Source organism: Acinetobacter sp. yr461 (assembly GCF_900110445.1).
Lineage (GTDB): Bacteria > Pseudomonadota > Gammaproteobacteria > Pseudomonadales > Moraxellaceae > Acinetobacter > Acinetobacter calcoaceticus.
The window spans coordinates 38,133-64,140 of the sequence record NZ_FODU01000009.1 but is presented as its reverse complement, the minus strand read 5'-3'; the positions used below and the strand labels follow the sequence as shown (position 1 = coordinate 64,140).

At 37.4% G+C, this 26,008-nt stretch carries 25 protein-coding genes and 1 tRNA gene; 9 read left to right on the top strand and 17 right to left on the bottom strand.

Annotated elements, in window-relative coordinates:
- Positions 1–35: 35 nt before the first annotated feature.
- From BMW38_RS13455 to BMW38_RS13440, 4 genes are all read right to left on the bottom strand, one after another.
- Positions 36–380, bottom strand: coding sequence for a type II toxin-antitoxin system RnlB family antitoxin (locus BMW38_RS13455; protein WP_092708920.1), 345 nt, complete (start codon positions 378–380; stop codon positions 36–38).
- The gene (locus tag BMW38_RS13450; RefSeq protein ID WP_244524348.1) at positions 377–1,462 is read right to left on the bottom strand and encodes a type II toxin-antitoxin system RnlA family toxin; all 1,086 of its coding nucleotides are present in this window, start codon (positions 1,460–1,462) and stop codon (positions 377–379) included. Before BMW38_RS13450 ends, BMW38_RS13455 begins: the two co-directional genes overlap by 4 nt.
- Before the next feature lie 241 nt (positions 1,463–1,703).
- Positions 1,704–2,720 carry a molecular chaperone DnaJ gene (locus tag BMW38_RS13445; protein WP_213031165.1) on the bottom strand — a complete coding sequence of 339 codons (1,017 nt, stop codon included), beginning with the start codon at positions 2,718–2,720 and terminating at the stop codon, positions 1,704–1,706.
- Between the two features lie 129 nt (positions 2,721–2,849).
- Entirely contained in the window at positions 2,850–3,755 is a 906-nt protein-coding gene (locus BMW38_RS13440) for an AEC family transporter (protein WP_092708917.1), read from the bottom strand.
- Positions 3,756–3,874: 119 nt separating this feature from the next.
- Between BMW38_RS13440 and BMW38_RS13435 the strand changes: the two genes are divergently transcribed.
- The 3 genes from BMW38_RS13435 (at position 3,875) to BMW38_RS13425 (ending at position 7,188) form a co-directional block, all read left to right on the top strand.
- Positions 3,875–4,759: a LysR family transcriptional regulator gene (locus tag BMW38_RS13435; RefSeq protein ID WP_092708914.1), complete on the top strand. Its 885-nt coding sequence runs from the start codon at positions 3,875–3,877 to the stop codon at positions 4,757–4,759.
- A gap of 304 nt (positions 4,760–5,063) precedes the next feature.
- Positions 5,064–6,251, top strand: a complete 1,188-nt coding sequence (locus BMW38_RS13430; protein WP_092709004.1) for an ammonium transporter — start codon at positions 5,064–5,066, stop codon at positions 6,249–6,251.
- A 241-nt stretch (positions 6,252–6,492) separates the two neighbouring features.
- Entirely contained in the window at positions 6,493–7,188 is a 696-nt protein-coding gene (locus BMW38_RS13425) for a phosphatase PAP2 family protein (RefSeq protein WP_092709001.1), read from the top strand.
- Between the two features lies 1 nt (position 7,189).
- On the opposite strand, the gene BMW38_RS13420 is transcribed toward BMW38_RS13425, so the two are convergent.
- From BMW38_RS13420 to BMW38_RS13395, 6 genes are all read right to left on the bottom strand, one after another.
- Complete coding sequence (locus BMW38_RS13420) at positions 7,190–8,524, bottom strand: ATP-binding protein (protein WP_092708911.1); 1,335 nt, start codon at positions 8,522–8,524, stop codon at positions 7,190–7,192.
- Positions 8,525–8,548: 24 nt separating this feature from the next.
- A complete protein-coding gene (locus BMW38_RS13415; protein ID WP_002116411.1) occupies positions 8,549–9,223 on the bottom strand; it encodes a DNA-binding response regulator PmrA in 675 nt (224 codons plus the stop codon).
- A gap of 14 nt (positions 9,224–9,237) precedes the next feature.
- Positions 9,238–10,887, bottom strand: coding sequence for a phosphoethanolamine transferase (locus tag BMW38_RS13410; RefSeq protein ID WP_092708907.1), 1,650 nt, complete (start codon positions 10,885–10,887; stop codon positions 9,238–9,240).
- Between the two features lie 181 nt (positions 10,888–11,068).
- Complete coding sequence (locus BMW38_RS13405; protein WP_092708904.1) at positions 11,069–12,367, bottom strand: DcaP family trimeric outer membrane transporter; 1,299 nt, start codon at positions 12,365–12,367, stop codon at positions 11,069–11,071.
- Positions 12,368–12,639: 272 nt separating this feature from the next.
- Positions 12,640–12,831, bottom strand: coding sequence for a hypothetical protein (locus BMW38_RS13400; RefSeq protein WP_092708901.1), 192 nt, complete (start codon positions 12,829–12,831; stop codon positions 12,640–12,642).
- A 73-nt stretch (positions 12,832–12,904) separates the two neighbouring features.
- A complete protein-coding gene (locus BMW38_RS13395; RefSeq protein WP_213031164.1) occupies positions 12,905–14,164 on the bottom strand; it encodes an MFS transporter in 1,260 nt (419 codons plus the stop codon).
- A gap of 128 nt (positions 14,165–14,292) precedes the next feature.
- On the opposite strand from BMW38_RS13395, the gene BMW38_RS13390 reads away from it, so the two are divergent.
- The 4 genes from BMW38_RS13390 to BMW38_RS13375 all read left to right on the top strand — a co-directional run bounded on the left by BMW38_RS13390 (position 14,293) and on the right by BMW38_RS13375 (position 17,352).
- Positions 14,293–14,919: a lysophospholipid acyltransferase family protein gene (locus BMW38_RS13390; RefSeq protein WP_005049928.1), complete on the top strand. Its 627-nt coding sequence runs from the start codon at positions 14,293–14,295 to the stop codon at positions 14,917–14,919.
- A 66-nt stretch (positions 14,920–14,985) separates the two neighbouring features.
- Positions 14,986–15,903, top strand: coding sequence for a patatin-like phospholipase family protein (locus BMW38_RS13385; protein ID WP_017392534.1), 918 nt, complete (start codon positions 14,986–14,988; stop codon positions 15,901–15,903).
- Between the two features lie 104 nt (positions 15,904–16,007).
- A complete protein-coding gene (locus BMW38_RS13380) occupies positions 16,008–16,469 on the top strand; it encodes an NfeD family protein (protein ID WP_092708898.1) in 462 nt (153 codons plus the stop codon).
- A gap of 28 nt (positions 16,470–16,497) precedes the next feature.
- A complete protein-coding gene (locus BMW38_RS13375) occupies positions 16,498–17,352 on the top strand; it encodes an SPFH domain-containing protein (protein ID WP_092708895.1) in 855 nt (284 codons plus the stop codon).
- A gap of 63 nt (positions 17,353–17,415) precedes the next feature.
- On the opposite strand, the gene BMW38_RS13370 is transcribed toward BMW38_RS13375, so the two are convergent.
- The 3 genes from BMW38_RS13370 to prpF form a co-directional block, all read right to left on the bottom strand.
- Complete coding sequence (locus tag BMW38_RS13370; RefSeq protein WP_092708892.1) at positions 17,416–17,784, bottom strand: MmcQ/YjbR family DNA-binding protein; 369 nt, start codon at positions 17,782–17,784, stop codon at positions 17,416–17,418.
- A 59-nt stretch (positions 17,785–17,843) separates the two neighbouring features.
- Positions 17,844–18,755 (bottom strand): polyprenyl synthetase family protein, encoded by a 912-nt coding sequence (locus BMW38_RS13365; protein ID WP_005036411.1) that lies wholly within the window; start codon positions 18,753–18,755, stop codon positions 17,844–17,846.
- Between the two features lie 159 nt (positions 18,756–18,914).
- Positions 18,915–20,102 (bottom strand): 2-methylaconitate cis-trans isomerase PrpF, encoded by a 1,188-nt coding sequence (gene prpF, locus BMW38_RS13360; RefSeq protein ID WP_092708889.1) that lies wholly within the window; start codon positions 20,100–20,102, stop codon positions 18,915–18,917.
- A 378-nt stretch (positions 20,103–20,480) separates the two neighbouring features.
- On the opposite strand from prpF, the gene BMW38_RS13355 reads away from it, so the two are divergent.
- Positions 20,481–21,836 carry an amino acid permease gene (locus BMW38_RS13355; protein ID WP_092708886.1) on the top strand — a complete coding sequence of 452 codons (1,356 nt, stop codon included), beginning with the start codon at positions 20,481–20,483 and terminating at the stop codon, positions 21,834–21,836.
- A 117-nt stretch (positions 21,837–21,953) separates the two neighbouring features.
- Here BMW38_RS13355 and BMW38_RS13350 read toward each other — a convergent pair whose 3' ends face one another.
- Positions 21,954–22,208: a TIGR03643 family protein gene (locus BMW38_RS13350; protein ID WP_003655360.1), complete on the bottom strand. Its 255-nt coding sequence runs from the start codon at positions 22,206–22,208 to the stop codon at positions 21,954–21,956.
- Between the two features lie 312 nt (positions 22,209–22,520).
- Here BMW38_RS13350 and BMW38_RS13345 point away from each other — a divergent pair.
- Positions 22,521–22,593, top strand: a tRNA-Arg gene (locus BMW38_RS13345).
- A 24-nt stretch (positions 22,594–22,617) separates the two neighbouring features.
- Here the strand turns inward: BMW38_RS13345 and hchA are convergent.
- The 3 genes from hchA to BMW38_RS13330 form a co-directional block, all read right to left on the bottom strand.
- Complete coding sequence (gene hchA / locus BMW38_RS13340; RefSeq protein ID WP_092708883.1) at positions 22,618–23,493, bottom strand: glyoxalase III HchA; 876 nt, start codon at positions 23,491–23,493, stop codon at positions 22,618–22,620.
- A gap of 207 nt (positions 23,494–23,700) precedes the next feature.
- Positions 23,701–24,699 carry an NAD(P)H-quinone oxidoreductase gene (locus tag BMW38_RS13335; protein WP_092708879.1) on the bottom strand — a complete coding sequence of 333 codons (999 nt, stop codon included), beginning with the start codon at positions 24,697–24,699 and terminating at the stop codon, positions 23,701–23,703.
- Between the two features lie 153 nt (positions 24,700–24,852).
- The gene (locus tag BMW38_RS13330) at positions 24,853–25,671 is read right to left on the bottom strand and encodes an undecaprenyl-diphosphate phosphatase (RefSeq protein ID WP_005036395.1); all 819 of its coding nucleotides are present in this window, start codon (positions 25,669–25,671) and stop codon (positions 24,853–24,855) included.
- Positions 25,672–26,008: the final 337 nt, after the last annotated feature.

Sequence of the window (26,008 nt, the reverse complement as noted above, 5' to 3'; positions counted from 1 at the left end):
TTTTTACTTGTATAAGTTTTATATCACTCAAATAGTTAGAAATTATAGAAGTTTTCAATTTCTCTTTTTGATAAAACACTTTGACTTACTATCTCTCTATTTTTGAGTAATAAATCATTCTGTTGAGCTTCTAGTTCAGGATCTACATGAGCAAATACTTGAATAGTTTTTTTAATAAATTTATTACCATCAAAATTTATAGATGCAAAGCGATTAAAAGAGAATCCATTGAAAAAAAACAAATCAAATAAGACCATTCCTCTGAACTGCTTATGAGAAAGATCAGAGGAGATACGGCTAAGATGATTTATAGGATTAATATCATCATATGCAGTTACAATGGCGATATTTTTATCCGATAAGATTCGAACAGTATTCATGGCATGGCTTTATATAAATTTTTTATTAAACTATAAACTTCATCTGTCAGAGATAGGACTTGATCAAAGTTCATCAAAATTCGTGTAGTAACAACTATGTTATTGACATGAAATAATGTATGTCTTTGATGATTAAAGAAAGAATATGCATCACTAAGCGCATCACTTAACAATTTATTATTTATTATAGAACAATATTCAGCCGAAAGTGTAAATTTTTGAACACTGATCTTATCAAAATGTTCTCCTATAGTTTTTTCATCTAGATCAATATCATCAAAAGATCCAAGAATATCTTTCAAAACACCTTCTAATGCACGCAATTCTGCATATAGGAAACAGCTATAATCAGGTAAGTTAAAAGATACACTTTTTAAAGATGCACCACTGATCAGCATATCTTGTAAAATTTTAGGTATACGCGGAAAAGTACCATCCAACTTAGCTTCCAAATTATTTAAAACTGTCTTATTTTCAATAACCTGAATGCAACTTTCATCAGTTCGACTAACTACATATGCTAAACCTTTAGCATCTAACAATATTGAAAATTGAAAAATAAACTCATGGTAACAAGATAAAGGAAGACCTTTAATAACTACTTTCTTAGAATTGTAAACTGTTACTTGCAAACTGTCCTTATCAATCAAATTAACTATATCGAATCTGATAGCATGAGGTTCATTAGTTTTTGTAAACTCGAACACTTGTTGATCACTTTCAGTTTTTTTATCCAACATCAGTTCGACAATAGGAAGAATATGTTCATACTCATATCCTGTTAAAGTCATATTAATTCGACCCTTTTCCTCAGCTACATGAGATGCTAAAAAAGAGGCTAACTTTTCACCTATTTCCTTATTCTTACCAGTAGCATTTAAAGTAGTTTTACCTTTATTAGTATGATAAATCTCAAACAATCCATCCTCCATCCCTACTTTACTAAGTAAATATACCTCTTTTGCTGAAGTTGTACTTTTTAAAATAATATTTATTTGATGAGCTTCTTTAAACTCCTCCATAAGTGGTTTTAATTTTTCTTTTAATAGTACCAAATCTTTATATGGATTGGTTGAAGCCATGTTTTATCACCCTGAAACTAATATATAAAATATATATTTATATCATAAAGTTAAAATAAAATCTCATCTGTAAATCTAGGAAAAAGCCTATCTTATTTATTTTTAGAGCTATGTTGAATAGCCACCAGATTATTAAAACTAACTCTACAAATTATTATCAGCAAAGTAACGACATCAAATGAACCGGAAAGCTAATCATTACTGTCATCAGCTAGCTATTTCAATAAGATTATATAATAAATTAAAGACCCCCATGCTCCAACATCATCTCTATCCCACTCACCTTTTTCATATGCTTTAAACGTTCCTTTTCCCACTTCAATTGCTGTTTTAATTCAGTACAGTCAGCATCTATAGCTTTATAAACATCGCTGATATGCACATGCTCTGCTTTCACATTCTTAGCTAACTGAAAAGAATCCAAAATCTTAGCAATTTGGCTTTCAAGCTGCTGACTTTGTGCATCTAAAGCCAGTTTATAAAACCGCAACTGTTCGGCAGATAGTTCTTTAGCACCTAGCCCTTTATTCTGTTCAAGCTGTAACTGGAGTTTGAGTAAATAAAAAAAATCCTGCTTTTCATAGGCCTGACTTGCCTGCTGGAACAGCTCAGTTTTTTCTTCTTTCTTTGTTTCATCTTGCTCACGGTCTGGGTGAATCATCGCGGCAATTTTTAAATAAACTGTTTTTAACGACTGGGCTACCATTTGCTCGGCTTGTTCACGTTTGTGTTGTTGTCTTTGCTGTTTGGCTTGTTCACGCGCTTGTTGTTGCTCGGCAGCATACTGTTCAAAGTCTTCATCAAATTCTGCACTTTGATCAGTACTTTCTTCATATTCAAATTTTATTGACTGAGCTTTTTTATTCTTTTTTGCCGATTCCCCCACATGTTGCTGATAAAAGGTATCGATTTGCTTCACTAGCTCTAATTGTTCAGCAGACAACATTTTTGAGCGCTTCAAAATTTGGGCGAGCTGGGCAATTTTTCCGTCTAGTTGTTGCATATCCGCTTTGGAAAACTCGTGGCTATGCAACATATTCCAAAGTTGGTCCAACTGCTGAAATAGCACTACATGCAAATCGCTATACACAGGCATCAATTTTTGCCGTATGTGCTGTTGAATCTCAGCTTGCGCATTTTGCCATGTACTCAAGCTAACTTTTTGCTGTTCTATTTTATCAATCAGGCGATTCAGTTTTTTCTGCTGTGCAGACGGTTCAGACCTTTGCTGCAAGCTCACTTTGAGATCAAAGGACATACTCATCCACCTGAAAAAGAAAAAAGTGTAGCAATAATCAGATAAGGAGGGTAGCAAAGGATTCCTTAAGTCAGAATCAGCTTATTAATTTTCAGAAAATAGAACGTGTCTTACCTAAATGTTTATATCTTAAGAGATCCACCAAATCACTACTGGTAAAGTCACGGCAGCACATAAAGTTTGAAAGCTGATGACTGCTGCCATGAGTTGGCTGTCCCCACCCAAAACTTTGGTTAAAATGTATGATGCAGAAGCTGTGGGTAGCGCAAAGAAAATCACTAAAATCTGTGTTTGTAAGCTTGGTAAACCAAACCACATGCAGACCACATAGGCTAAAGCAGGCACTGCTAAAAGTCGTGCAAACGTGTCTGCCGCCAACACGACAATATCTTTTTTAATTTGCATAAACTGTAAAGCTGCGCCCACACATAACAGACCCAGTGGTAAACTCGATGCTGAAAAAAGTTTAATAAAGTTAGCAATGCCGTCCCAAATCGGGATGTGAAGTACATTGACTGCTGCCCCAACCACACACGATGCAATTAACGGGTTTTTAAGGAGCGCAATCAAAACAGGCTTAATCGCCATGTGTTCTTTAGAGGTTAGAGCAAGCACCGAAATAACGTTCACAAGTGGAATGCAAAGCGCCAATAAAATTGCCAGAATTGCCATTCCTTCACTTTTAAAAAGCGAAGTGACTAGAGCCAAACCAATATAGGTATTAAAGCGAACCATACTTTGTACGTGCACACCAAAACGTGCAGGCGGTATATGCCAAAACATTCGGAGTATGTACATGAAAATGGTCACAGCTAACACCACAATCAACATGGCAATGATAGCTGTACTCAAGCTTTGTAAGTCAATTTTTGTGGTCGATAACGTACTAAAAAGCAGAGCGGGAAATAAAATATAGTAATTGAGCTTCTCTGCCCCAGCCCAAAACTCATCGCTAAAAAAACGATATTTTTTAAACAGGTATCCCGATGCAATTAATGCAACTAAAGGAAATAGAGATAAAACAATGCTATTCATTTCTTTACTCGAGTTTGGTTGAAGGACTTGCTATTTTTGGCAATTCCTTTGGCTTTCTCATATATTAAAGATAATGAAAACTCATGATAAAATGAGTTTTTACTCATAATAAGTACAACATGACATTTACCCAGCTTGAAATTTTTGCACTCATTGCTGAACTAAAAAGTTTTACTGCTACAGCAGAAAAGCTGGGAATTTCACAATCGGCAGTTTCTCATGCGCTTAAGTCATTAGAACAACAATGGGGCATTAACCTCATTTCAAGATCCCAAAGTGATATTGAACTCACCACTACAGGTCAACAGTTACTCACCCATGTAAAAGAGCTATTGAGTATTTCTAATACATTAGAAAAAGAAGTGGCTGCGATCCATGGTTTAAATGAAGGCACATTACATATCGGATCTTTTGGGGCTTCATCATCCATTTATCTATTGCCTGAAATTTTAGAAAGCTTTCGGCAGCGCTACCCTAAAATCGAAATTTATATTGATGAAGGTGAGGATAAAGAAGTTGCTCAATGGTTATTGGAACGGCGTATAGAAGTCGGTTTCTTGATTATGCCAGATGAGCGGTTCGATACATTCCCCTTAATTGAAGATCGTTTTGTTGCCCTAATTCCAAATGGTTACCCGCTCGCACAACAACTCTATATTGATCCAGCACAGCTAGAAAACTGCCCTTTTATCATGACAATGGCAAGTAGTAGACATCAGGTCGAATTAATTTTAAAAAACTTTAACGTTAAACCAGATATCAAATTTTATGTGTCACAAATTTTGAGTATCGTTAGCATGGTTCACAACCAGTTAGGTGTTTCCATTGTATCCGATATGGTCATTACCAAAGAATTGCTCTCACTCTATCCAAATGTAGTCAAACGCCCTTTTAAACCGAATCTTAAGCGTTCTATTGGACTCGCAGTGAAAAATCAAAAGCATATGAGTCCAGCTGTGAAAGCATTTATTGAAGTTGCTCAGGAAGTTTGGTCGGATCATTAGTTCAAATACAAACAACTCTTTTAAATTTTAATAACGAACTTTTTTAGGTCAATTTATAAGCGCATTAGATGATTTTTAACATAAAAGCGTGAGTATCGCCCTTATCTCGAGCAATTCAACGCACCATTTGTCGTCAAAATCCCATTATCCAATCTAAATTGGTGCGCTTATTGCATATTCACTTTTATGCAATTGAGTTTGTTTCGACAAACTTAGGTTTTTAGATTCCTTAAATCTATTTTGGTGCAATTTACAGACCCAGATTTGTTCCAAAATGGAATTTAGCACTTTTTTCGAGCATGCTATGCAAAATGTAGATCTATTTTTCTTATTACTTGGTGCTGTTTTGGTTCTTGCCATGCACGCAGGTTTTGCATTCTTGGAACTTGGTACGGTTCGCCATAAAAATCAGGTGAACGCACTGAGTAAAATTCTGACTGACTTTGCCCTCTCTGCAATCGCATATTTCTTTGTTGGCTACTATATTTCTTATGGTCAGCATTTCTTCCATGATGGTACGGTTTTATCAAGTGATCATGGCTACAACCTCATGCGTTGTTTCTTTTTACTCACTTTTGCTGCGGCAATTCCTGCCATTATTTCAGGTGGTATTGCCGAACGTGCAAAAATGCGTTCACAAGCAATTGCAACACTCGCTTTAGTTGCGCTGGTTTATCCATTTTTCGAAGGCATGGTCTGGAATGGTAACTATGGTCTGCAAAAGTGGTTAGAAACCACCTTTGGTGCAGCTTTTCATGACTTTGCTGGTTCAGTTGTTGTGCATGCTATGGGTGGTTGGATTGCGCTTGCTGCGGTCATTTTATTAGGTGCACGTTCTGGTCGTTATAAGAAAGATGGTCGCGTAAGTGCTCACCCACCATCTTCTATTCCATTTTTAGCGCTTGGTTCATGGATTTTAATTGTCGGCTGGTTTGGCTTTAACGTGATGAGTGCTCAGCGTGTTGATGCTATTTCTGGTCTAGTTGCCATTAACTCACTCATGGCAATGGTTGGCGGAACAATTACAGCAAATGCGATTGGTAAAAATGACCCAGGTTTCTTACACAACGGTCCACTTGCAGGCTTAGTCGCAATCTGTGCGGGGTCTGACATTGTTCATCCAATCAGCGCGCTTGTTATTGGTGGTGCAGCCGGTGCGATGTTTGTGTACCTATTTACCTATACACAAAACAAACTCAAAGTTGATGATGTGTTGGGGGTATGGCCATTACATGGTGTGTGTGGTGCATTTGGTGGTATTGCAGTGGGTCTATTTGGTCAAAAGTGGCTGGGTGGTTTAGGCGGTGTGTCTTTTGCCTCACAGCTCATTGGTACAACACTTGCGATTGCCATTGCACTTGCTGGCGGCTTTATTGTGTACGGCTTACTTAAAGCGACCATTGGTATTCGTTTATCACAAGAAGATGAGTTTAGAGGTGCCGATTTATCCATTCATAAGATTTCTGCAAATTCTGAAGAAGGTATGTTCTAATTCAATGCTTGATAAGCAGGATCAAAACGTCCTGCTTATCATTACTTTAAAAAGTCATCACGCACCCAAATTGATAAAAGACATTAAATATTCTCTATAAATAATATATATCTCTGAATTATTGATAATATTTCCAGAAGGTAACGTTAATTAAACATTAAATTTTGTTTAGTTTAAGAACAATTTAAGTTTTATTTTATGTAATGCCTTTAACTCACAATCCTTTTGATGTTGCATGGCAATGAACCAACAAAAACATTTTTTTCAACTTCAGCTTATTTTTCTTGCCATTAGTTTTTTTATACTTTTATTTATATTTCCGGTGGGTGGGAAAATTGATATGTATTTCATCCACCCTTGGATGGACTCAACAGGTCATTTTTTTAATCGGGACAATTGGTACCTTGTAAGGGTTAACCATGAAATCGTAAAGCAAATCATCACTACCGTTTATGTCATCTTTTTAGGTCTGTGGATTGCGTCATTCAAAGTAGAAAAATTGAAGCTTTATCGCTGGCAATATGGCTATATGTTTTTTGTGAGCATGATTGGTAGCGGTATAGTTGGCTTATTAAAATCACAATCTGCTCACGCTTGCCCTTGGAATATGGTTCATCCGACTGCTTTAAGTTATGTGTGGGACTTTACCTCTACACATGGTCATTGCTTTCCAGGTGGTCATGCAAGCGCAGGCTTTATTTTAATGACAGGCTATTTTGTTTATCGTCTTGAGCAACCTAAACGTGCCTATTTTTATCTTATCGCTGGCATCATCTTAGGCTTTATGATGGGTTGGGGGCAAATGATGCGTGGTGCCCATTTCCTGAGCCACAATTTATGGACAGGCTGGATCGTTTGGGCAGTAAATATCTTATTTTACAGGATTTGTATTCACCGCTTTGAATTTGAAAAACGAATCAAACAAGAACTTGTATAAATCAAGCTCTTGTTTCATGACTATGTAGAGTTTTAGGCAGTTTAACCAAGACTGAAAGCCCGCCAAGCTCTAAGCTTCGATCTAGCGTCAAAGTTCCACCTAAACGCTGAGTCGCTCGGTCAACAATTGATAAACCTAAGCCACTACCCACTTCAAGGTGGTGGTGTACACGATAAAAACGTTTTAAAACTTTATCATAATGTTCAGGGTCAATACCTGCACCGCTATCTTCAATTTGTATACATGCATCGCCATCTGTAGCAGTAAAAACTGAAATATTTATCATTCCTTCATGAGGCGTATATTTGATCGCATTATCAATTAAGTTAAAAATAATTGAGTGTACTGTTGGCTCAATACTATGCATTTCAATCAGTTCGTTACGGACAAACCCTAGGTCAATGTCTTTTTGCATAGCTAAATTAACCAGCTGTTCAACACAATTTAAAGCGACATCATTGAGTTGAAAAGTTTTGGTCGGTTCAATCACACTTAAAGAAACATCTTGCTTAGCCAAAGCCAAAAGCTGTGTGACCAAATGCTGAATACGTGCTAATCCTTTACTCAGATTTTGCAAAGACTCGTGCTCAGGAAGCTGACTAATTAGAATTTTAGTTTGTAAATTTAAGGCTGTGACAGGAGTTCGTAATTCATGAGCAGCATCTGCAATAAACTGTTTTTGTTCCATTTGAGCCTTAGATATACGTTCAAACAGACGGTTCATTTCATCAATAGTAGGCAATAATTCTTGAGGATAGTCTAAAGCTTCAATTGGCGTTAATTCTTCCGAATCACGATGAGTCAGTTCATTTTTAAAGTCATCTATCGGCTTTAGACCTCGGCGAATAATCGCGGCTAAAGCAAAAATCGCAAATGGCAAAATAATTAGATAGGGAATAAACATACTTCCTGCAAGTTCCCAAGCAAAAGCTTCACGAACTCGCTCTTGTTGACTTACCTGAATCTGATAATCTTTTAAAGGCAAAACGTAAGTTCTCACTACGCCTTGGCTAGTTTTATGCGAGTAAAAACCAGCTTGTGAGACAGGTGGAACCAACAGATGTAAATGATGAGATAAATGGGCCTGATCTTTATAAGCCCAAATGTCTACAAATAGATCTTCTTCATGATAAGTTTTGTGTAAATCGAACTTACTACTTACTGTTTTCAATGGATATTCAGCTGTTCGCTCTGCTAAATACTGCATTTGAGTATCTAAAATTTCATCAACTTCTTGAAGTGCAACCTTATAGGCACTAAAAATTAATATACAACCTAAGATGACACTGAAAATTGAGGTGCCCCAAATCAGTCGTTTTTTTAATGAGTAATGCACTATTATGAAGTTCCAAAATTTAAGTTACGATTGCCCTAAACGGTAACCCAACCCTCGAATAGTTCGAATAAAGTCTTTCCCAAGTTTAGCCCTCAAGTGATGCACATATACTTCAATTGTATTACTGGTCACATCACTATCGAAATCATATAACTTATCTTCAAGATTTGCTTTAGAAAAGATTTTATTTGGGTGGCTCATTAAAGGAATAAGAATCGCCCATTCACGATTCGACAAATCGATCCGTTGCCCTTTAAAGGTTGCAATATGTTGTTCAACGTTTAAAACCAGATCGCCACTTTGTAATAGTTGCTCATGGTTCGCAAGCTGAGCCTCCACCCCACTACGGCGTAATAGCGCGTGAATACGAGCAAGTAACTCATCAAATTCGTATGGTTTGATCAAGTAATCATCTGCACCGTGGTTTAATCCATCTACGCGGTTTTGTAACTGGTCTCGTGCAGAAATGATTAAAACTGGAGTTGCTGCCCTTTGGCGAATTTGCTTTAAGACCTGCATGCCATCCATCATAGGCAGCCCTAAGTCTAAAAGAATTAAATCGAATTTATTTTTAGCCAACTGAGCCAGACCATCTAAGCCATTATTGACCCACTCCACCTCAAATTGATGATATTGCAGCAACGTTATTGTTGACTCTGCAATCATAAAATCATCTTCAATCATCAAGATTTTTGTCATGTTCTAGGCTCGCTTTAATTCACATGGGCACAAGAGTGCAGCATATCCAGTTGAGGGTTGATGACCTGAGTTTTTACATCTAACAAACTTAATAAGCTTGGGAATAAATTATCCTGACTTAACTTTTCTTTAGTTTGTTGGCCTAAACAACTCACTTGTGCAAGATTGTGTTGTTTCCAGCTATCGGAAAACCACATAATCATTGGTACATGTGTTTGTTGGCTCGGTGCGATTGCATACGGTGAACCATGTAAATATAAACCATGTTCACCAGTTGATTCACCATGATCAGATAAATACCATAAACCTGTTTGATATTTCGATAATTCTTTTAGTTTATTAATCATCTGACTTAACACATGATCTGTATACACAATCGTGTCATCATAACTATTTAATAACTCTGTTCGAGAGCAGCCCTGTATCGCATTAGTATCACAAGTCGGTTTAAACGGTTGATATGACGCAGGTGCACGCTTGTAATAAGCTGGACCATGACTTCCGACTTGATGTAAAACAATGAGTCGTGGACGCGTATCTTCTTTAGGAATAGTGGCTAAATACTCATTTAAGCTATCAATTAAAATATCATCGAAGCATTCGCCATCTTTACACCATTTTTGCTTTAACTTTTCTGATATTTGATATTGCTCAACACGATCACAAGCACCTTTACAACCAGAATTATTATCAATCCAAGTCACTTGGTAACCCGCACGCTTTGCAATGTCCAATAGACCTTCACGATGACTTGCTAATTGCTCATCATAGTCAACACGTGGCATGCCAGAGAACATGCATGGAACTGAAACAGCAGTTGCTGTACCACATGAGCTAACTTGAGAAAAATTCAAAATATCTTGTTTAGAAAGCTCTGGATTTGTATTTTTGGCATAACCATTCAGTGAAAAACTTTCCGCACGAGCTGTCTCTCCGACAACCAGTACCATTAATTTAGGCAGGTTCTTTTGTACTGCCTGAACTTGATGAGCATCTTCACCATAATGTATTAATGGTAAGTTCTTCTTGGGTGCCTTCTTATGATAATAAGACATTAATGAAGAAATACTATTTTGAGGAGAAATCATGCCTTTTAAATCACGATGTTCACGAAAAATCGCAGCAAAATCGACATAATAAGTAAATAGCAAAATACCGACAATTGCAAAAGAAGCGACAATTGAGCCGACTTTTTTCAACAATAAATGAGAGAATTTTTCTTTTTTAAGCGATACTTGAGTAATTAAAATAATAGGTAAAACTACAAAGAAAACTGTCCAAAGTCCAAACCGTAATGAAACTAAATCAGAAACTTCAGATACATCTGTTTGTATCATATTTTGAATCTGATCAGGCGAGATGATTACACCTAACGTATTAACAAAATAAGAGCTAAAACCACCAATGAAGACCAACAAAATTGCAAAAAATTTGGCAGTCCATTTCCAATTTAAAATTTGTAAGAGCGCATAATAAGCAGCAACAACAATAACCACTGTAGCAGCTAAAAATAGAATAGCCTTTACTCCAAAATATGGAGTTAAAAGATGTACTTTATTATAAAAACCAATATTTAGAATTGCACCTAACCAAATGGCTATAATGAAATTAAACATAAACAGTGAAATCTGTTTATTTTTTAATATAGAAAAAAAATTCAGCATCTTGGGGAACTACAATCTTTTTATGATGCTTTACTGTAGAAATTGAAACTTAAAAATGACTTAAATAAAAAATGATCTAAGACAGATACTTTAAAAAAACACTTATTTTAAAAATTTTTCTAACAAAAAGACGAGGTTAGATTTAACCTCGTCTTTTTTAATTTTTAACTAAATATTGTTCTTAGAAACTATATTTAGCCATTAAACCAACACGGTTATCTTTGTAAGACTTACCATCAAAGGTATCACGCTTACCATTTACATACTCTAGACCCAAATCAATTGGTTTAACTGGCGTATAAATCACGTTAAGCCATGCTTGTTGAACTTTTTCATTCGCAGATGCATTTAATCTTGCAAAATCAGTACCGTCATCAGCGAATTGTGCACCATACGCTAGAGTAGAACGTAAGTTAGGTAAAATCTTATAAGTTCCACCCACTTGTACTGCTACAAATTCATTTTGCTCAATAGAATTGCCTTCTACTGCGTAAGGAGTGTTACTGCCATATAAGTAACTATTATCACCAACAACATATGATGCGTCAGCAAAGAGTTTTAAAGGATCAGACACTTTAAAGTCAGTACCGACAGCTACGCCCCAACCAATTTTATCATCATCAGCAAGCTGTGATTTATAATTTTCTACTAGAACACGAGCTGAAGCAGAACCTCTGCCTTCTGCATAACCTTGAGTGATTTTAGCAGTTAATGCAGGTAGGCTATACTTAATACTATCGCCTGTTACCGAAGTAGTACTATCACCTTTTTCAGCAGAAACAAATAATTGTGTAGTTGGACCTAACTTGTAGTTATAACGTACCTGAGGTAGACGCTTAGTACCACCACCAATGTTGGTCGAGAAGTCGATCATTTCTGGTGCATGATTAGACAAGAAGTTCGAAGTTGTTTGACCAAACAACCAGTTGTTATATGTTAAATAAGCATGACGAATACGCAATGAGCCATTTGAATCTGTTGTTGAGCCAGCAAAATCGACTTCGATTTTACCACCAACTTTGGCATCATTTACTGGAGCAGTAAAATCTAAACCAAGGCGTGTTGTTTTACCTGTCGCACGTAATTTATCGTGTGTTTTACCATCTGACTTACTTACATCACCGAAGTCGTTATCCGCACCTTCAATAATATAGTTAGCGTCACCACGAACAAAACCATATAGGTTCACATCAGCACCAGCTTTAGATTTAAAACCTGCTAACGGCGAAACTGGTGCAGCAACTGGTTGTGCCTTAACTTCAGCTAACTGTACTTGCTGTTGTTGCTGTACTTGCTGCTGTTGTTGCTGCACTTGGCTTTGTTGTTGAATTAAAGCTTTTAAAGCTTCAACTTCTTTACGAAGCTGTTGAATTTCCGCTTTGTCGGAAGTCGCAGCATGTGCCCCACTCATCATTAAAGCTGTAACTGTAAGAGCTAAACTTTTAACAACGAAAGATTTACGATTAAGGAATAGATCCATCAAAAACTCCAAAAATATATTTTATGTTGCCTATCCATGCCAAGTTGATTTACGCCATTAAATTAAGGGGCTAAAAAATCAACTCTCCTCCACTTTGGTTACATTAATTTTATTACCGCAACCAAAACCAATTTCAACGTTATGCAAGACCAAAACCAATAACCAAAGACATAAAAAACATACTTTGACTTACAGATTTTTACCTTAACTTCATGTTGTAACGAATCCTACACAACTCTCTTATCTTATAGAATGATTAAATCGTTATTTCATTATTCTTTTTTAGACTTTAGGCTAATATCCAATCTACTTGAACATTTTTCTACCCATTTTAATTGATTCACATGATTTTTCTTGTTAACGAAATCCATTTTTACTCCAGTTAGCTTCCATTTGCTACTCAAACAAGATGGCACAATTAATAGAGCATTTAAATAGCTAAAAACATACATTTTTAAAAACATAGACAAAGGTAGTAGATAATGACTAGATCACTCCTTAATCGATATTAAATTTCTTTATTTCATTTAGTTAACATTATTTTTCTTGTAGTTTTGCATGTTTCCAGAGGGAAATAGGGAGCAAAGTAACAGTGCCAATAATGACAATAGCTATCAAATAATGGAAATAACCAAGTGCATCTCCAAACACACCACTCAAGCTATAAAGCCCTCCACTCACAGTCGCCATGACTGAAACCTGAAAGGTAAAATCTGTCCCTGCATATTCTTTTCGACTGTAGTGCATGACTAAGGTCAACATAACCACCAATAACATTGCCGAGAATGCATCCTCTAAAGCATTGACTGTATAGATAGCCCAAACATTCAGTTGAATTTTTTGTTCGTAAGCATAAGCTAAATAGGCATAGGCAGCTAAACTCATGATTTTAAATACTGAAAAAACAATTAAGGCCGTAGGTCTAGAGAAGTATTTAAGCAGCCAACCTGCAATTGCCGCCCCTGCCAGTGCCGCTACAGCACCGAGCATCGTGATATAAACGCCAATTTGAGTAAAACTTAGCCCCATATCAACCATTAAAGGTTTAAGTAGTGGTCCGGCTAAACCATCTGCTACTTTAAAACTAATAAGTACAACCAACCAAGAACGAAGCTCTTTATTTTGAGAGAAATAACTCAAGTAGGCCTTAATCTTTATGATTAAGTTTTGTTGATTAAGTTGAGGTTCATTATTTGAATGAGAATTGTGTTTAGGTTCTTTAAATAATAAAACAGGTAAAGTGTTTAAAAATACCAAAGCCGCTAATAGCAAAAAAGTGGGTTGCCATGTCAACCAGTCTAAACACCAAAGTACGGCGCCTCCCCCAACAATAAAACCTAGTCGGGAACCAATCACCTGAAATGTATTTCCCCAATGTTGCTGGTCATGTTTCAACAAATTAACCGCCAAAGCATCGGTTGCAATATCTTGTGTTACTCCTGTTAAGTTCATTAAAAGAAGCGAAATAAAAAAGGCAAATAGATAAATAGGCTGGTCTAAAGCTTGAATGGGGAAAAAAGACAAAATGCAAAGTACACCCACAGTCAAAAACTGAGTAGGTAAAATCCAGCTGCGGTAGTGCCCTAAACGTGAAAGCGCATGTCGATCAACCCACGGCGCCCAAAATATCTTGATTGACCAAGGCAACATGAGTAAGCCAAAACCACCAATATGGGCGAGTGACACACCTTGCGCCCTTAAAATAACGGGTAAGGTATGGGTCATAAACCCCACAGGCAACCCTTGTGCCCAATATAAGGAAAATAGCAGAAGATACAGGTTTTGCTGCCGCCACATAGATACCTACTTTTTATTTCTTTAATGAGGAATAACATCAAATGTCATGTTGTTCTTACATTTTGCCAATGAAGCATATATTTCAAAAGATTAAGATTAAACAAGGACAAGTTAAAATTTAAAAAAATATGGATCAACATTTCCCTAATTTACCTCATTTGGTACCTCAACGCGGCACTGCGTTAAGCCGAGCACTATTTAAAAAACTTTTTTTAGCGCAAGGTTGGACAATTGAAGGCGAAATTCCTAATTATCCAAAAGCAGTTGCAATTATTTCACCACATACGTCTAACATTGATGGGTGGTATGGTTTTCTTGCTATTTTCGGATTAGGTATCCAGATTACTGTTTTGGGTAAAGATGCTCTTTTTAAACCACCTTTTAAACGGGCGTTAGATTGGGCGGGTGTTATTCCAGTTAAACGTGACACAGCCAATGGACTAACTGAACAAGTCGTCGCCACGATTCAAAAATATGACAAGATCTGGATTGGGATGGCGCCCGAAGGCACACGTAAAAAAGCAAAAAAAATGAAAAGTGGTTTTTACCATATTGCCGCAAAAGCTAATATTCCAATTGTGATGTTTTCTTTTGATTATGACCATAAAACGATTCACTGCTTAGGTCACTTAGACCCAAGTGGAAACTATGATGAAGATCTACAAAAGATTTTTGACCGCTATGAAGGAAAAATTTCACCCAAAAATCGTAATTGGCTTGCCGAACCTTTACAAAATCTAGTGAAAAAAACCTAGCAAAAATTGAGCGAATCTGGTCTTATGGCCCTTCTTAATTTATCTCGACATAGATTATTTTTAAAGATGAAAATTGCTCAATTTGCCAGTATTGGATTTATCTCTCTAGCACTCTTTGGCTGTGATAAATTTAGCAAAACACCAACACCGACGACCTCAATTAAAGCCCGTGAACCTGTCATTGCGCTTGCTTTAGGTGGCGGTGGAGCAAAAGGATTTTCACATATTGGTGTGATCAAGGTTTTAGAGTCTCATGGAATTAAACCTAAAATTGTAACGGGTACCAGCGCTGGTAGCTTTGTTGGAAGTATCTACGCGAGTGGGCAAACACCTTATCAATTGCAAAGTCTGGCCCTGAAATTACAAGAGTCTGATATCCGTGATTTAACCCTTAATCGTCAGGGCATTATTCTCGGACAAAAGTTACAAGACTACGTGAACCGTAATGTTGGCAATAAACCGATTGAGAAGTTCCCAATCCGCTTTGCGGCTGTGGCAACGCGTCTTGATAATGGTCAAAAAGCAGACTTTATTAAAGGTAATGCAGGCCAAGCAGTACGTGCCTCTTGCAGCATTCCAAATGTGTTCGTGCCTGCGACAATCGGCAATCAAAAATACGTAGATGGCGGCCTAGTCAGCCCAATTCCTGTAAAAACAGCTCGTGATATGGGTGCAGATATTGTGATTGCAGTTGATATCTCCGCGCGTCCGGCAGGTAACCGCCCAGCCAATATGTGGGGATTACTTGATCAGACGATTAATATCATGGGCCAACAAAGTATTAATGAAGAACTCAAGCAAGCAAATGTGGTAATTAAACCTAAAGTTGGTCATTTAGGTACACTAGACTTGAAATCCAGTAATGAAGCAATTTTGGAAGGTGAAAAAGCTGCTCAAGCTCAAATGCGTCAAATTGAAGGTGCAATTGCAAACTTCAAAAAATCTCCAGCAGCATTTAAGCCCGCACCACGCTCTAAATTCTAATTGAAGTGGTTTTTTTCTATCCACACTTCCTATCATCTGCTACAGTGGTAAAAGTGATATTGAGTCACTTTTACTCACATAAATATATATAAAAGAGCAGATCTATGGAGTTTGTTGTACAACCTTGGCACTGGTTTGTATTGGGTATCTTACTTATTCTTTCTGAACTGATTCTACCTGCCTTCGCCGCACTCTGGTTTGGTATTGCCGCCATTATGGTGTGCATTCTCTATTGGTTATTTCCAGATATTAGCCTCACAACGCAAATTGTATTGTGGATTGTATTATCAGTGCTATGCACCATTCTTTGGTTCAAGTTTATTAAACCCTTATCAATTGATAAAACGAAAGCGGGTCTCCCCCGTGAAGCAACGATTGGTCAAATTGGAATGGTTATTCAAACTGGTCTAGACCATGATCAAATTATTGTTCGCTTTCCAATGCCTATTTTAGGGGCCGATGAGTGGAATTGTCGGAGCACCACTCCTGTTAAAGTAGGCGATCGTGTCAGAGTTATTGACATTTCGGGTAATGACTTAATTGTTCAAACCCACAGTACTTCATAAACATTAAAGATAAAGAGAGGGTATTTTCATGCCAGTCGGTACTATTATTGTTTTAGCCTTTTTGGCTTTTGTAGGTGTTACCATTTTTAAAGGGGTTCGTATTGTTCCTCAGGGCTACAAGTGGATTGTCCAACGTTTAGGTAAATATCACACTACCCTTAATCCAGGACTTAACTTTGTGATTCCCTATATCGATGAAGTGGCTTATAAAATTACCACGAAAGATATTGTGCTAGATATTCCGTCGCAAGAAGTAATTACACGTGACAATGCCGTATTGCTCATGAATGCTGTGGCCTATATTAATTTAACCACACCAGAAAAAGCAGTTTACGGTATTGAAAACTATACATGGGCGATTCAAAACCTTGTACAAACCTCATTACGTTCTATTGTCGGTGAAATGGATCTAGATGATGCATTGTCTTCACGAGATCACATTAAGGCGAAGTTAAAAGCTGCTATTTCTGACGATATTTCAGATTGGGGCATTACCTTAAAAACTGTTGAGATTCAGGACATTCAACCGTCTCATACCATGCAAGCCGCCATGGAAGAGCAAGCTGCTGCAGAACGTCAACGTCGTGCTGCTGTTACTAAAGCCGATGGTGAAAAACAGGCTGCTATTTTAAGTGCAGAAGGTCGTTTAGAAGCTTCTCGCCGTGATGCAGAAGCACAAGTCGTGTTAGCTGAAGCTTCTCAACGTGCAATTGAAATGGTGACCATTGCAGTTGGCGATAAAGAGATTCCTGTGGCATATCTGTTGGGTGAGCAATATGTAAAAGCAATGCAGGATATGGCGAAATCTAATAATGCTAAAACTGTGGTTTTACCTGCGGATGTTTTAAATACAATTCGCGGTATTATGGGAAAGCATAATTAATTCAATTACTTCAATTAAGTAATTGAAATCAAAACGGTGACGATCATGTCGCCGTTTTTTATATTATTGGTTTTTTAATCTTTTCTGATCTTTCAAAGGTAATTTCTTTACGACTAAATCATAAGAATCATGAATTAAATCTTGCAGTAAATCGCTAGTTAAACTCTTATGCGGTGTAATTGAAATCCAGTGTTTTTTATTCATGTGATAACCCGGAATAATGAATGAATAAAGCTCCTGATATTCCTGACTTTTATACGGATCACACTTCACATTAATCATTTTGACGCTTGCAACTTCTGTCGTCAGCATGAACATTTTCTCTAAAATTTTAAAAACCTCATAGTCTGGACCAAAAGGATGAGTCTGTTGACTAAAGGGAAGATTACGCGCAATTTCAATTGCTTTTTGATGGAGTTGTTCACCATTCATTCTTTTTCTCCTTTATTCATTTCGCATGAATAGAAGTTATGAATATTGATTTAATATTATTAGTTCGTACGCGCTAAAAGAAATTGTGAGATATCAACTAATTCTTTTGCATTATCACCAAAATGAGCTAAGGCTTCAAAAGCTTGATCGTGCAATTCTTTTGCATAGATCTGTGCTTGTTCAAGACCCATTAACGCTGGGTATGTCGATTTTTGCACTTGCTCATCCTTACCAGCAGTTTTACCCAAAGCTTCAGTACTCGACGTAATATCGAGAATATCGTCTAACACTTGAAAAGCTAATCCAATCGTCTGCCCATATTGGCGCAATTTTGGAATTGCTTGATCTGTTCCAGAAAAGATGGTGACTGCACCCATCATAATTGCAGCCTGAATGAGTGCACCAGTTTTATTGCGATGGATATTTTCTAGTTCGTCTTGAGCAATTTGCTTGCCTTCAGCTTGTAAGTCTAACACCTGTCCAGAGACCATTTTAGAGCTGGCAGTTGCTAAAATCTGCATTTGTTTTAATACAATCGCAGCATCAGTACCCTGCCCTTGTTCATCGAACAAACGGCTACCTAAAACTTCAAAAGCCATTGATTGTAAAATATCGCCTGCAAGCAAAGCAGTATCTTCACCAAACGCAACATGACAAGTCGGCTGACCACGACGCAGTAAATCATTGTCCATACAAGGCAAATCATCATGAGCCAGTGAATAACAATGAATTAACTCTACAGCAACCGCCGCACGACGAGCCGCAGCAAAATTTGGATTTGGCTGTAAAGAAGCAGTGGCATAACATAAAGCTGGACGCACACGTTTTCCACCAAGCATAACTGCATGGTGTACTGCACTTTTTAAAGGCTCTGGAATTGAGAACGCGGCCAATGTCGTCAATAAATCTTGTTGAATACGTTGTTGAGCTTGTTTTAAAACATCCGCATTAACTTGAGAGAGTGATGACACAGTCGCCTCGATAAAATCAGTAGAGAAATTTTATTGAATGTAATGAAGCATTCATGCGCTACATCATACACGATTCACTGTGAAAAGTGGGTGCTGAGTTTTTAAAGGCAGACGTAAAAAAGCCTCTACATATTGAGAGGCTTTTTATTTAGATGAGGTTTAGAAACTGTCACCCGGAACACGCACCCAACCTTCCATTAACACACGTGCACTACGACTCATAATGGCTTTTTTAACTGCCCATTGATCATTAACAAGTTCAGCTTGAGCACCAACACGTAATGTTCCAGATGGATGCCCAAAACGTACCGCTTCACGTTCGCCACCACCAGCCGCTAAATTCACCAATGTACCTGGAATGGCAGCAGCAGTGCCAATCGCAACTGCTGCTGTTCCCATCATGGCATGGTGCAATTTACCCATCGACAAAGCACGAACAAGTAAATCAACATCACTCTCTGAAACTGGCTTACCACTCGAAGCTGTATAGTTTTTTGGTTTAGAAACAAAAGCAATTTTTGGTGTGTGCTGACGTGCAGCTGCTTCTGAAATATCTTTAATTAAACCCATCTGCACCGCACCATATGCACGAATTTTTTCAAAACGTGCCAGTGCTGCCGCATCGCTATTAATATGATCTTGTAATTCAGTGCCTTGGTAACCCAAATCTTCTGCATTTAAGAAAATGGTTGGAATACCTGCATTAATAAATGTCGCTTGGAAACGACCAATATCAGGAACGTCTAATTCGTCAACCACGTTTCCTGTCGGGAACATATCGCCGCCTTCTTCGCCATCATCGGCTGGATCTAAAAACTCAATTTGAACTTCAGCGGCAGGAAACGTCACACCATCAAGTTCAAAATCACCAGTTTCTTGAACTTGACCATTGGTGATAGGCACATGGGCAATAATGGTTTTTTGAATATTCTTTTGCCAAATTCGAACAGTACATAGGCCATTTTCAGGAATACGGTCTGCATCGACCAAACCATTTGAAATAGCAAAAGAGCCAACCGCAGCAGTTAAGTTTCCGCAGTTACCACTCCAGTCTACAAAAGGCTGATCTATTGAAACCTGACCAAATAAATAATCTACATCATGCTCTGGCTGAGTACTTTTAGCGAGAATAACAGTTTTGCTAGTACTAGAAGTGGCTCCCCCCATCCCATCAATTTGTTTTCCATAAGGGTCTGGACTACCAATTACACGGAGTAAGAGTTGATCTCGTGCTTGTCCTGCAATTTGGGCTTTTTCCGGCAAATCATCAAGCTTAAAAAATACACCTTTACTGGTTCCACCACGCATATAAGTTGCTGGAATTTTAATTTGCGGTACTGAGCTCATATCAACTGTTATCCTTACTATTATGTTCTTCTATATCAAAACAAGCATTCTTGTTTACCCTTCTCTTCATCTTAAATTGTTTTAAGGTCAAGAGATAGCACTCTGCTTTATACATCAATCGTATTGACGCGGGCATATTTTGGGAATTTAGCAATATGCTTGCAATGACTTAATCTAAGCAAAATCTAAGAAAAAAAGTCTATATGAAATTATATTTTTTAGAACACTTTTCACTCGATATTGAAATATTAAATACAAATGATTGATTTTAAATATTTTTTAAGAGTACTTTTCAGTCACTCGTTATTAATTTGTAGGCTAGGCTAAAATAACTCCATCTATTAGAATAATTTACTTATTCATTGTGAGTGAAGACCTTTGACCAACGAATCTTCTACACTGCAACGAGGACTAAAAAATCGACACATCCAATTAATTGCTATGGGTGGAGCAATTGGTACCGGATTATTTTTAGGCTCGGCGCAAGTGATTCAATCTGCGGGACCATCCATTATTTTAGGATATGCCATTGGCGGCTTAATCGCGTTTTTGATTATGCGCCACTTGGGAGAAATGATTGTTGAAGAACCTGTTGCAGGATCGTTCAGCCATTTTGCTTATAAATATTGGGGGAAATTTCCTGGATTTTTAGCTGGATGGAATTATTGGATACTCTATGTTCTGGTTGCGATGAGTGAACTCACCGCTGTGGCCAAATATATTAATTATTGGTGGCCCCATATCCCAGCATGGACTTCTGTCTTATTTTTCTTTGTCGTAATCACGGCAGTTAACTTAACCAACGTTAAATTTTATGGTGAATCTGAATTCTGGCTCGCCATTATTAAAGTAACTGCGGTTATCTCGATGATTGTATTTGGCCTTTATTTGCTATTTACAGCAGATGTAGATTCAAGCATTTCATTTAGCAACCTTTGGACACATGGTGGCTTTTTTCCAAATGGCTTTAGTGGCCTGTTCTATATGTTAGCTTTCTTAATGTTCGCCTTTGGTGGTATTGAGCTAATTGGTATGGCAGCGGCTGAAGCAAAAGATCCGAAAAAAACCATTCCAAAAGCAATTAACCAAGTCGTTTTCCGTATCTTAATTTTCTATATCGGTTCACTAACAATTTTGCTTTCATTAGTGCCATGGAACCAATTAGATCTTGGTGGTCTCGACAAAAGCCCATTCGTCATGATTTTTAGCCAAATGGGAATTGGTTGGGCTGCACATCTTCTTAACTTTATTATTTTAACTGCTGCTTTATCTGTTTATAACAGTGGTATGTTCGCAAACAGCCGTATGTTATACGGTCTAGCTCAACAAGGTAACGCTCCAAAAGTTTTCAAAAAAGTAAACAAACAAGGCGTACCTGTTCCAGCCGTATTACTTTCTGCATTGTTAATTTTTGGTTGTGTACTGTTGAACTACTTTGTACCCGAAAATGCATTAAGTCACTTAATGTATATCGTCGTTGGTGCATTAGTATTGAACTGGGCAATGATTAGTTTGACTCACCTCAAATTTAGATCAGCAATGAAAGCAAAAGGTGAAAAAACTCACTTCCCTGCACTTTGGGCACCATTTAGTAACTATTTGGTTTTAGGCTTTATTGCAGTTGTTCTCTACATCATGTGGAGCCAAGGTTTCAAAGAGTCAGTGATGATGATTCCAATCTGGATCGTTCTCATGTTTGTACTATTTAAATTATTGAATTCTAAAAAACAATAATTCTATATTTCATACTTAAATACAAAAAAGCCTCTGTTTCGACAGGGGCTTTTTTATTCATAATCAGAAAATTATGCACTGTAAAAATTAAAATTTCATCGACAATAAAATTAGAAGTTATGCATATTTATACTGACGCGAACAGTAAGCTCGTTCAATTTCTGGTGAACGTAATTGCTGATGTTTAGTTTTACGCCCTGCCATACGTTTGCGCCAGAGTTTAAAACTATTGGTTTTCAGGTTGTATCTCATCAAACGAATAACTTCACTTTCACTTAAGCCATACTCTCGCTCAATTGCTTCAAATGGAGTCCGATCTTCCCATGCCATTTCAATAATTCTAGATAAGTCCTGTTCATCAATTTTTTTCATGTTATGCCCTTTTGAATTATACGATAGCCAAATCTGATTTTTAACAAACAACTCTCTGGTAATAATGCTATCCACCCGATTGCTTGCTTGAATCTTTTCATCTTTTGCTTCAGATCATAGAAAGATAAGCATGAATTTTTTGTGATTTTTTAGCGTTATAAACTATTTTTTCTACAAGGCATAAGTAGTTATGAAACTGTTGAGTGGTTCAACTTTATCTTTATTACCCACTATGGCTAAAGTTTTAATACTTAAAACATGAAAAAGCCATTGCCTTAGCAATAGCTTTTTCGTTTATAATCATAAAATTATGCGCCCTTAGCTTAACTGGATAGAGCAGTTGCCTCCTAAGCGACCGACGTGGGTTCGAGTCCCGCAGGGCGCACATATTTTCAACAAAGCAGTGTACTTAATTCTTCACTTCAGCCAACAATGTTTCAGCTGCAAGTTTGCCTAAATTATTAGAAGCAAGTGGGCTATCACCTGTTAACAATTTACGGTCTCTATGACATTGTCCGGTAATACCCTTATTTAAAATTTCCACACCGAGTTTTTCAAGGTTTTCACCAACTAACCAAGGTAACGCACCCGGCATATAGCCAATATCGATATTCGCGCCTGCATCTAAAGCATCAGGGAATACACAAATTTGATAACCTTTGAAAATATAGTTTTCAGGCGCTTCGTCTACAGCCGCAGCCAATAACGCAGCAGGTCCATGACATAAGGTAATAATAAATTTATCTTGTTCAACTGCCCATTTAAGGACTTTTTTTACTTCAAGGCTATGTGGAATCTTAGCTAATACACCATGCCCACCCGGAATAAAGACAGCCGCATAAGGTGAGTTTTCCCCTACTACTTTTTCTAAAATATCTCCGAGCTTTAGAGGATTCTTTAACTTGTCTGCATATTTCTGAAAGGTCTCTAATACAACTTGTTCTTGCTTTGGCATCGCCCACATTTCAAGTTTGGCAGGATTACCTGAAAGTGTCGCAACATCAATTTCAAAGCCAGCATTATCTAAATGAAACATCGGTAAAAGCATTTCAACAGGATGATTTCCGGTAGAAAAAAACTTGCCGTTTTGCATTTGAATATAACGCTCATCGGTTGCAATCACTAAGATTTTTTTACTGCCCGTATACGGCGTTGAATAAGTCGTGCCATCGTAATCTGTTTTTGGAGCAGTATATTGACTCAGTGAATAAGGTGATGGGAAAAAGGCATTATCTTCAGCCAAATCTGGAGTAGGATTTTTATCATCAATATTTGAGGTATTCATTGTTACTATCCTTTTTCATCAGTATGGAAAGAAATAATAAATTAAGAGCCAATTCTTATTTCTTACTCAATGTATAGGTGAAGTCATAGAAGTGGTGCAATCTGCCAATAGAATTTGGCAATTTTATAGAGAAATAGGCAGAATTTAGAATTATAAAATTCAGTTTAGGCGAACCTGTCGTTCACCTAAACTTTAGTGACTACAGCTTTATGCGTTCATTTCTAAAACGATCTTTCCGATGTGATCACCCTGCTCCATACATTCATGAGCACTTTGTACATCTGAAAAATCATACGTTTTATAGATTTGAGGTAAACACTTACCTTGTGCCAATAAGGGCCACAGATACTCATGCAAAGATTGGGCAATTTGTGCTTTTTCTTCGCTAGTACGCGCTCGCATCGTTGAACCCGTAATCGTGGCGCGCTTTAAAATCAATTTTTGTAAATCAAATTCTTTTGCGATTCGACCACCCATAAAACCAATAATGACAAGTCGACCATCACGTTTTAATAGATTTAAATTTTTCTGGAAATAAGAGCCACCCACAATATCCAGAATGACATCAACACCTTGGTCTTGGGTGTGTTTCAAAATTTCTTGCTCAAAATCTTGGGTTTTATAGTTAATTGCCGTGGTCAAATCAAAGAGTGCCTCAACTTTATCTTCGCTTCCAACCGTAGCAAAAGTTTTAATCCCTAAAGCATGACAGATGGCTAAAGCAGTGGTACCAATGCCACTGGCCCCTCCGTGAATCAATGCTGTTTCATTTGCCTTTAAACGACCAATATCAAAAAGATTGGCCCAAACTGTGAAGAACGTTTCTGGAATAGCAGCGGCTTGAGTAAACGATAAATTTTCAGGTATTGGTAGTACTTGTGTGGCAGCAACTGCACAGTACTCTGCATAGCCACCACCGTTTGTTAAAGCACAAACTTTATCTCCAACTTTGAACTGCTGCACTTGGTCACCTACCGCAACCACCACGCCAGCAACTTCTAATCCCGGTATTTGAGTAACGCCTTTAGGCATTGGATATAGGCCCATACGCTGTAACACGTCAGGGCGGTTAATTCCAGCAGCCTTTACCTCAATTAAGACTTCATCTGCTTGAGGTGCTGGAATATTAGCCTCTTGAACTTTTAGAACCTCAGGTCCACCTGGAGCGGTAATTTCAATAATTTTCATGGTTGTTGGAAGGGTCATTAATCTGCTCCATATCTTGTCTAAATGAATATAACAATGAACCTAAAATGAAAACATGTGTCTTAGGTTTACTTTGTATAAATAGGCAATTCAAATCAATTTTTAGGCATAAAAAAGCCTAGAATAGTCTAGGCCCTTTCATTTCATCAGATTTTAAGCCGATAAATTAAAGAACATTGCTGCAATCAGAATAATTACACCCAATACGATTCGATACCATGCAAATACACGTAACGTATGGCGCTCTACAAATAGCACTAATGCTTTTACAACAAATAAAGCGGCAATAAAGGCTGCAACGAAGCCCACTCCAATATTAATCATATTATCAGCGGTAAGTACGTCTGCATTTTTGATCAAGTCAAAAGTTGCTGCGCCCAACATGGTTGGCATTGCAAGGAAGAAAGAAAATTCTGTAGCAGCTTTACGTGATAAGCCCGCAAACATTCCGCCTACAATTGTTGCACCTGAACGTGAAGTCCCCGGAATCATGGCAACACATTGAGCAAGCCCGACTAAAAGTGCTTGTTTAAAAGTAATTTTGGTCGCATCGTCCGTCTTATGTTCAAACTGCTTAGATTCAACCCAGAAAATAATGAGAGCACCAACAATCAATGCAATAGCAACGACAATTGGGCTGAACAAAACACTTTTAATAAAGTCGACGGCCAAAACACCAATAATGACTGCAGGGAAAAATGCAATAAGTACACTGATGGCGAAATGACGAGACTCGACATCTCCACTAAAAAAACCTTTAATCAAATTAATAATTTTTTGTCGGTATAACCAGCACACTGCCAAAATAGCACCTAACTGGATTACGACCTCAAATACACGTCCACCGTCTGAATGGAAATCGATAATATGACCAAATAGAATCAGATGGCCTGTACTCGAGATGGGTAAAAACTCAGTTAAGCCTTCAACAAAGCCTAGAAACAGTGCTTTTATAACTTCAAAATTTTCCATAACTTGCTCAAAGAAAGTTAATCACTAGAACGATCTAAAATTTGTTTTATCGCAATTGGTAAGCCTCAAATTTGACTTAACACATGTTCAATATCAGATCATTTCTAACGTTTGTGGTTATTGCCCCTAGTTAAAGGCAGTTTATTTAAAGTGCGATAATGTATCACATCATGATGACAAACTTGGGTTAACTATCGTAAAAAGATAAAACTTGGTAAAGAACTGCCAAAATTTCTCTTGTTATAGATAAAGCTTTTTTGCCGCCTCTTACTCTACAAAATGATCTTAAAAAGTCCTTAAAAAAACATGATATTATTGTGATTAAATGCAGCTCATA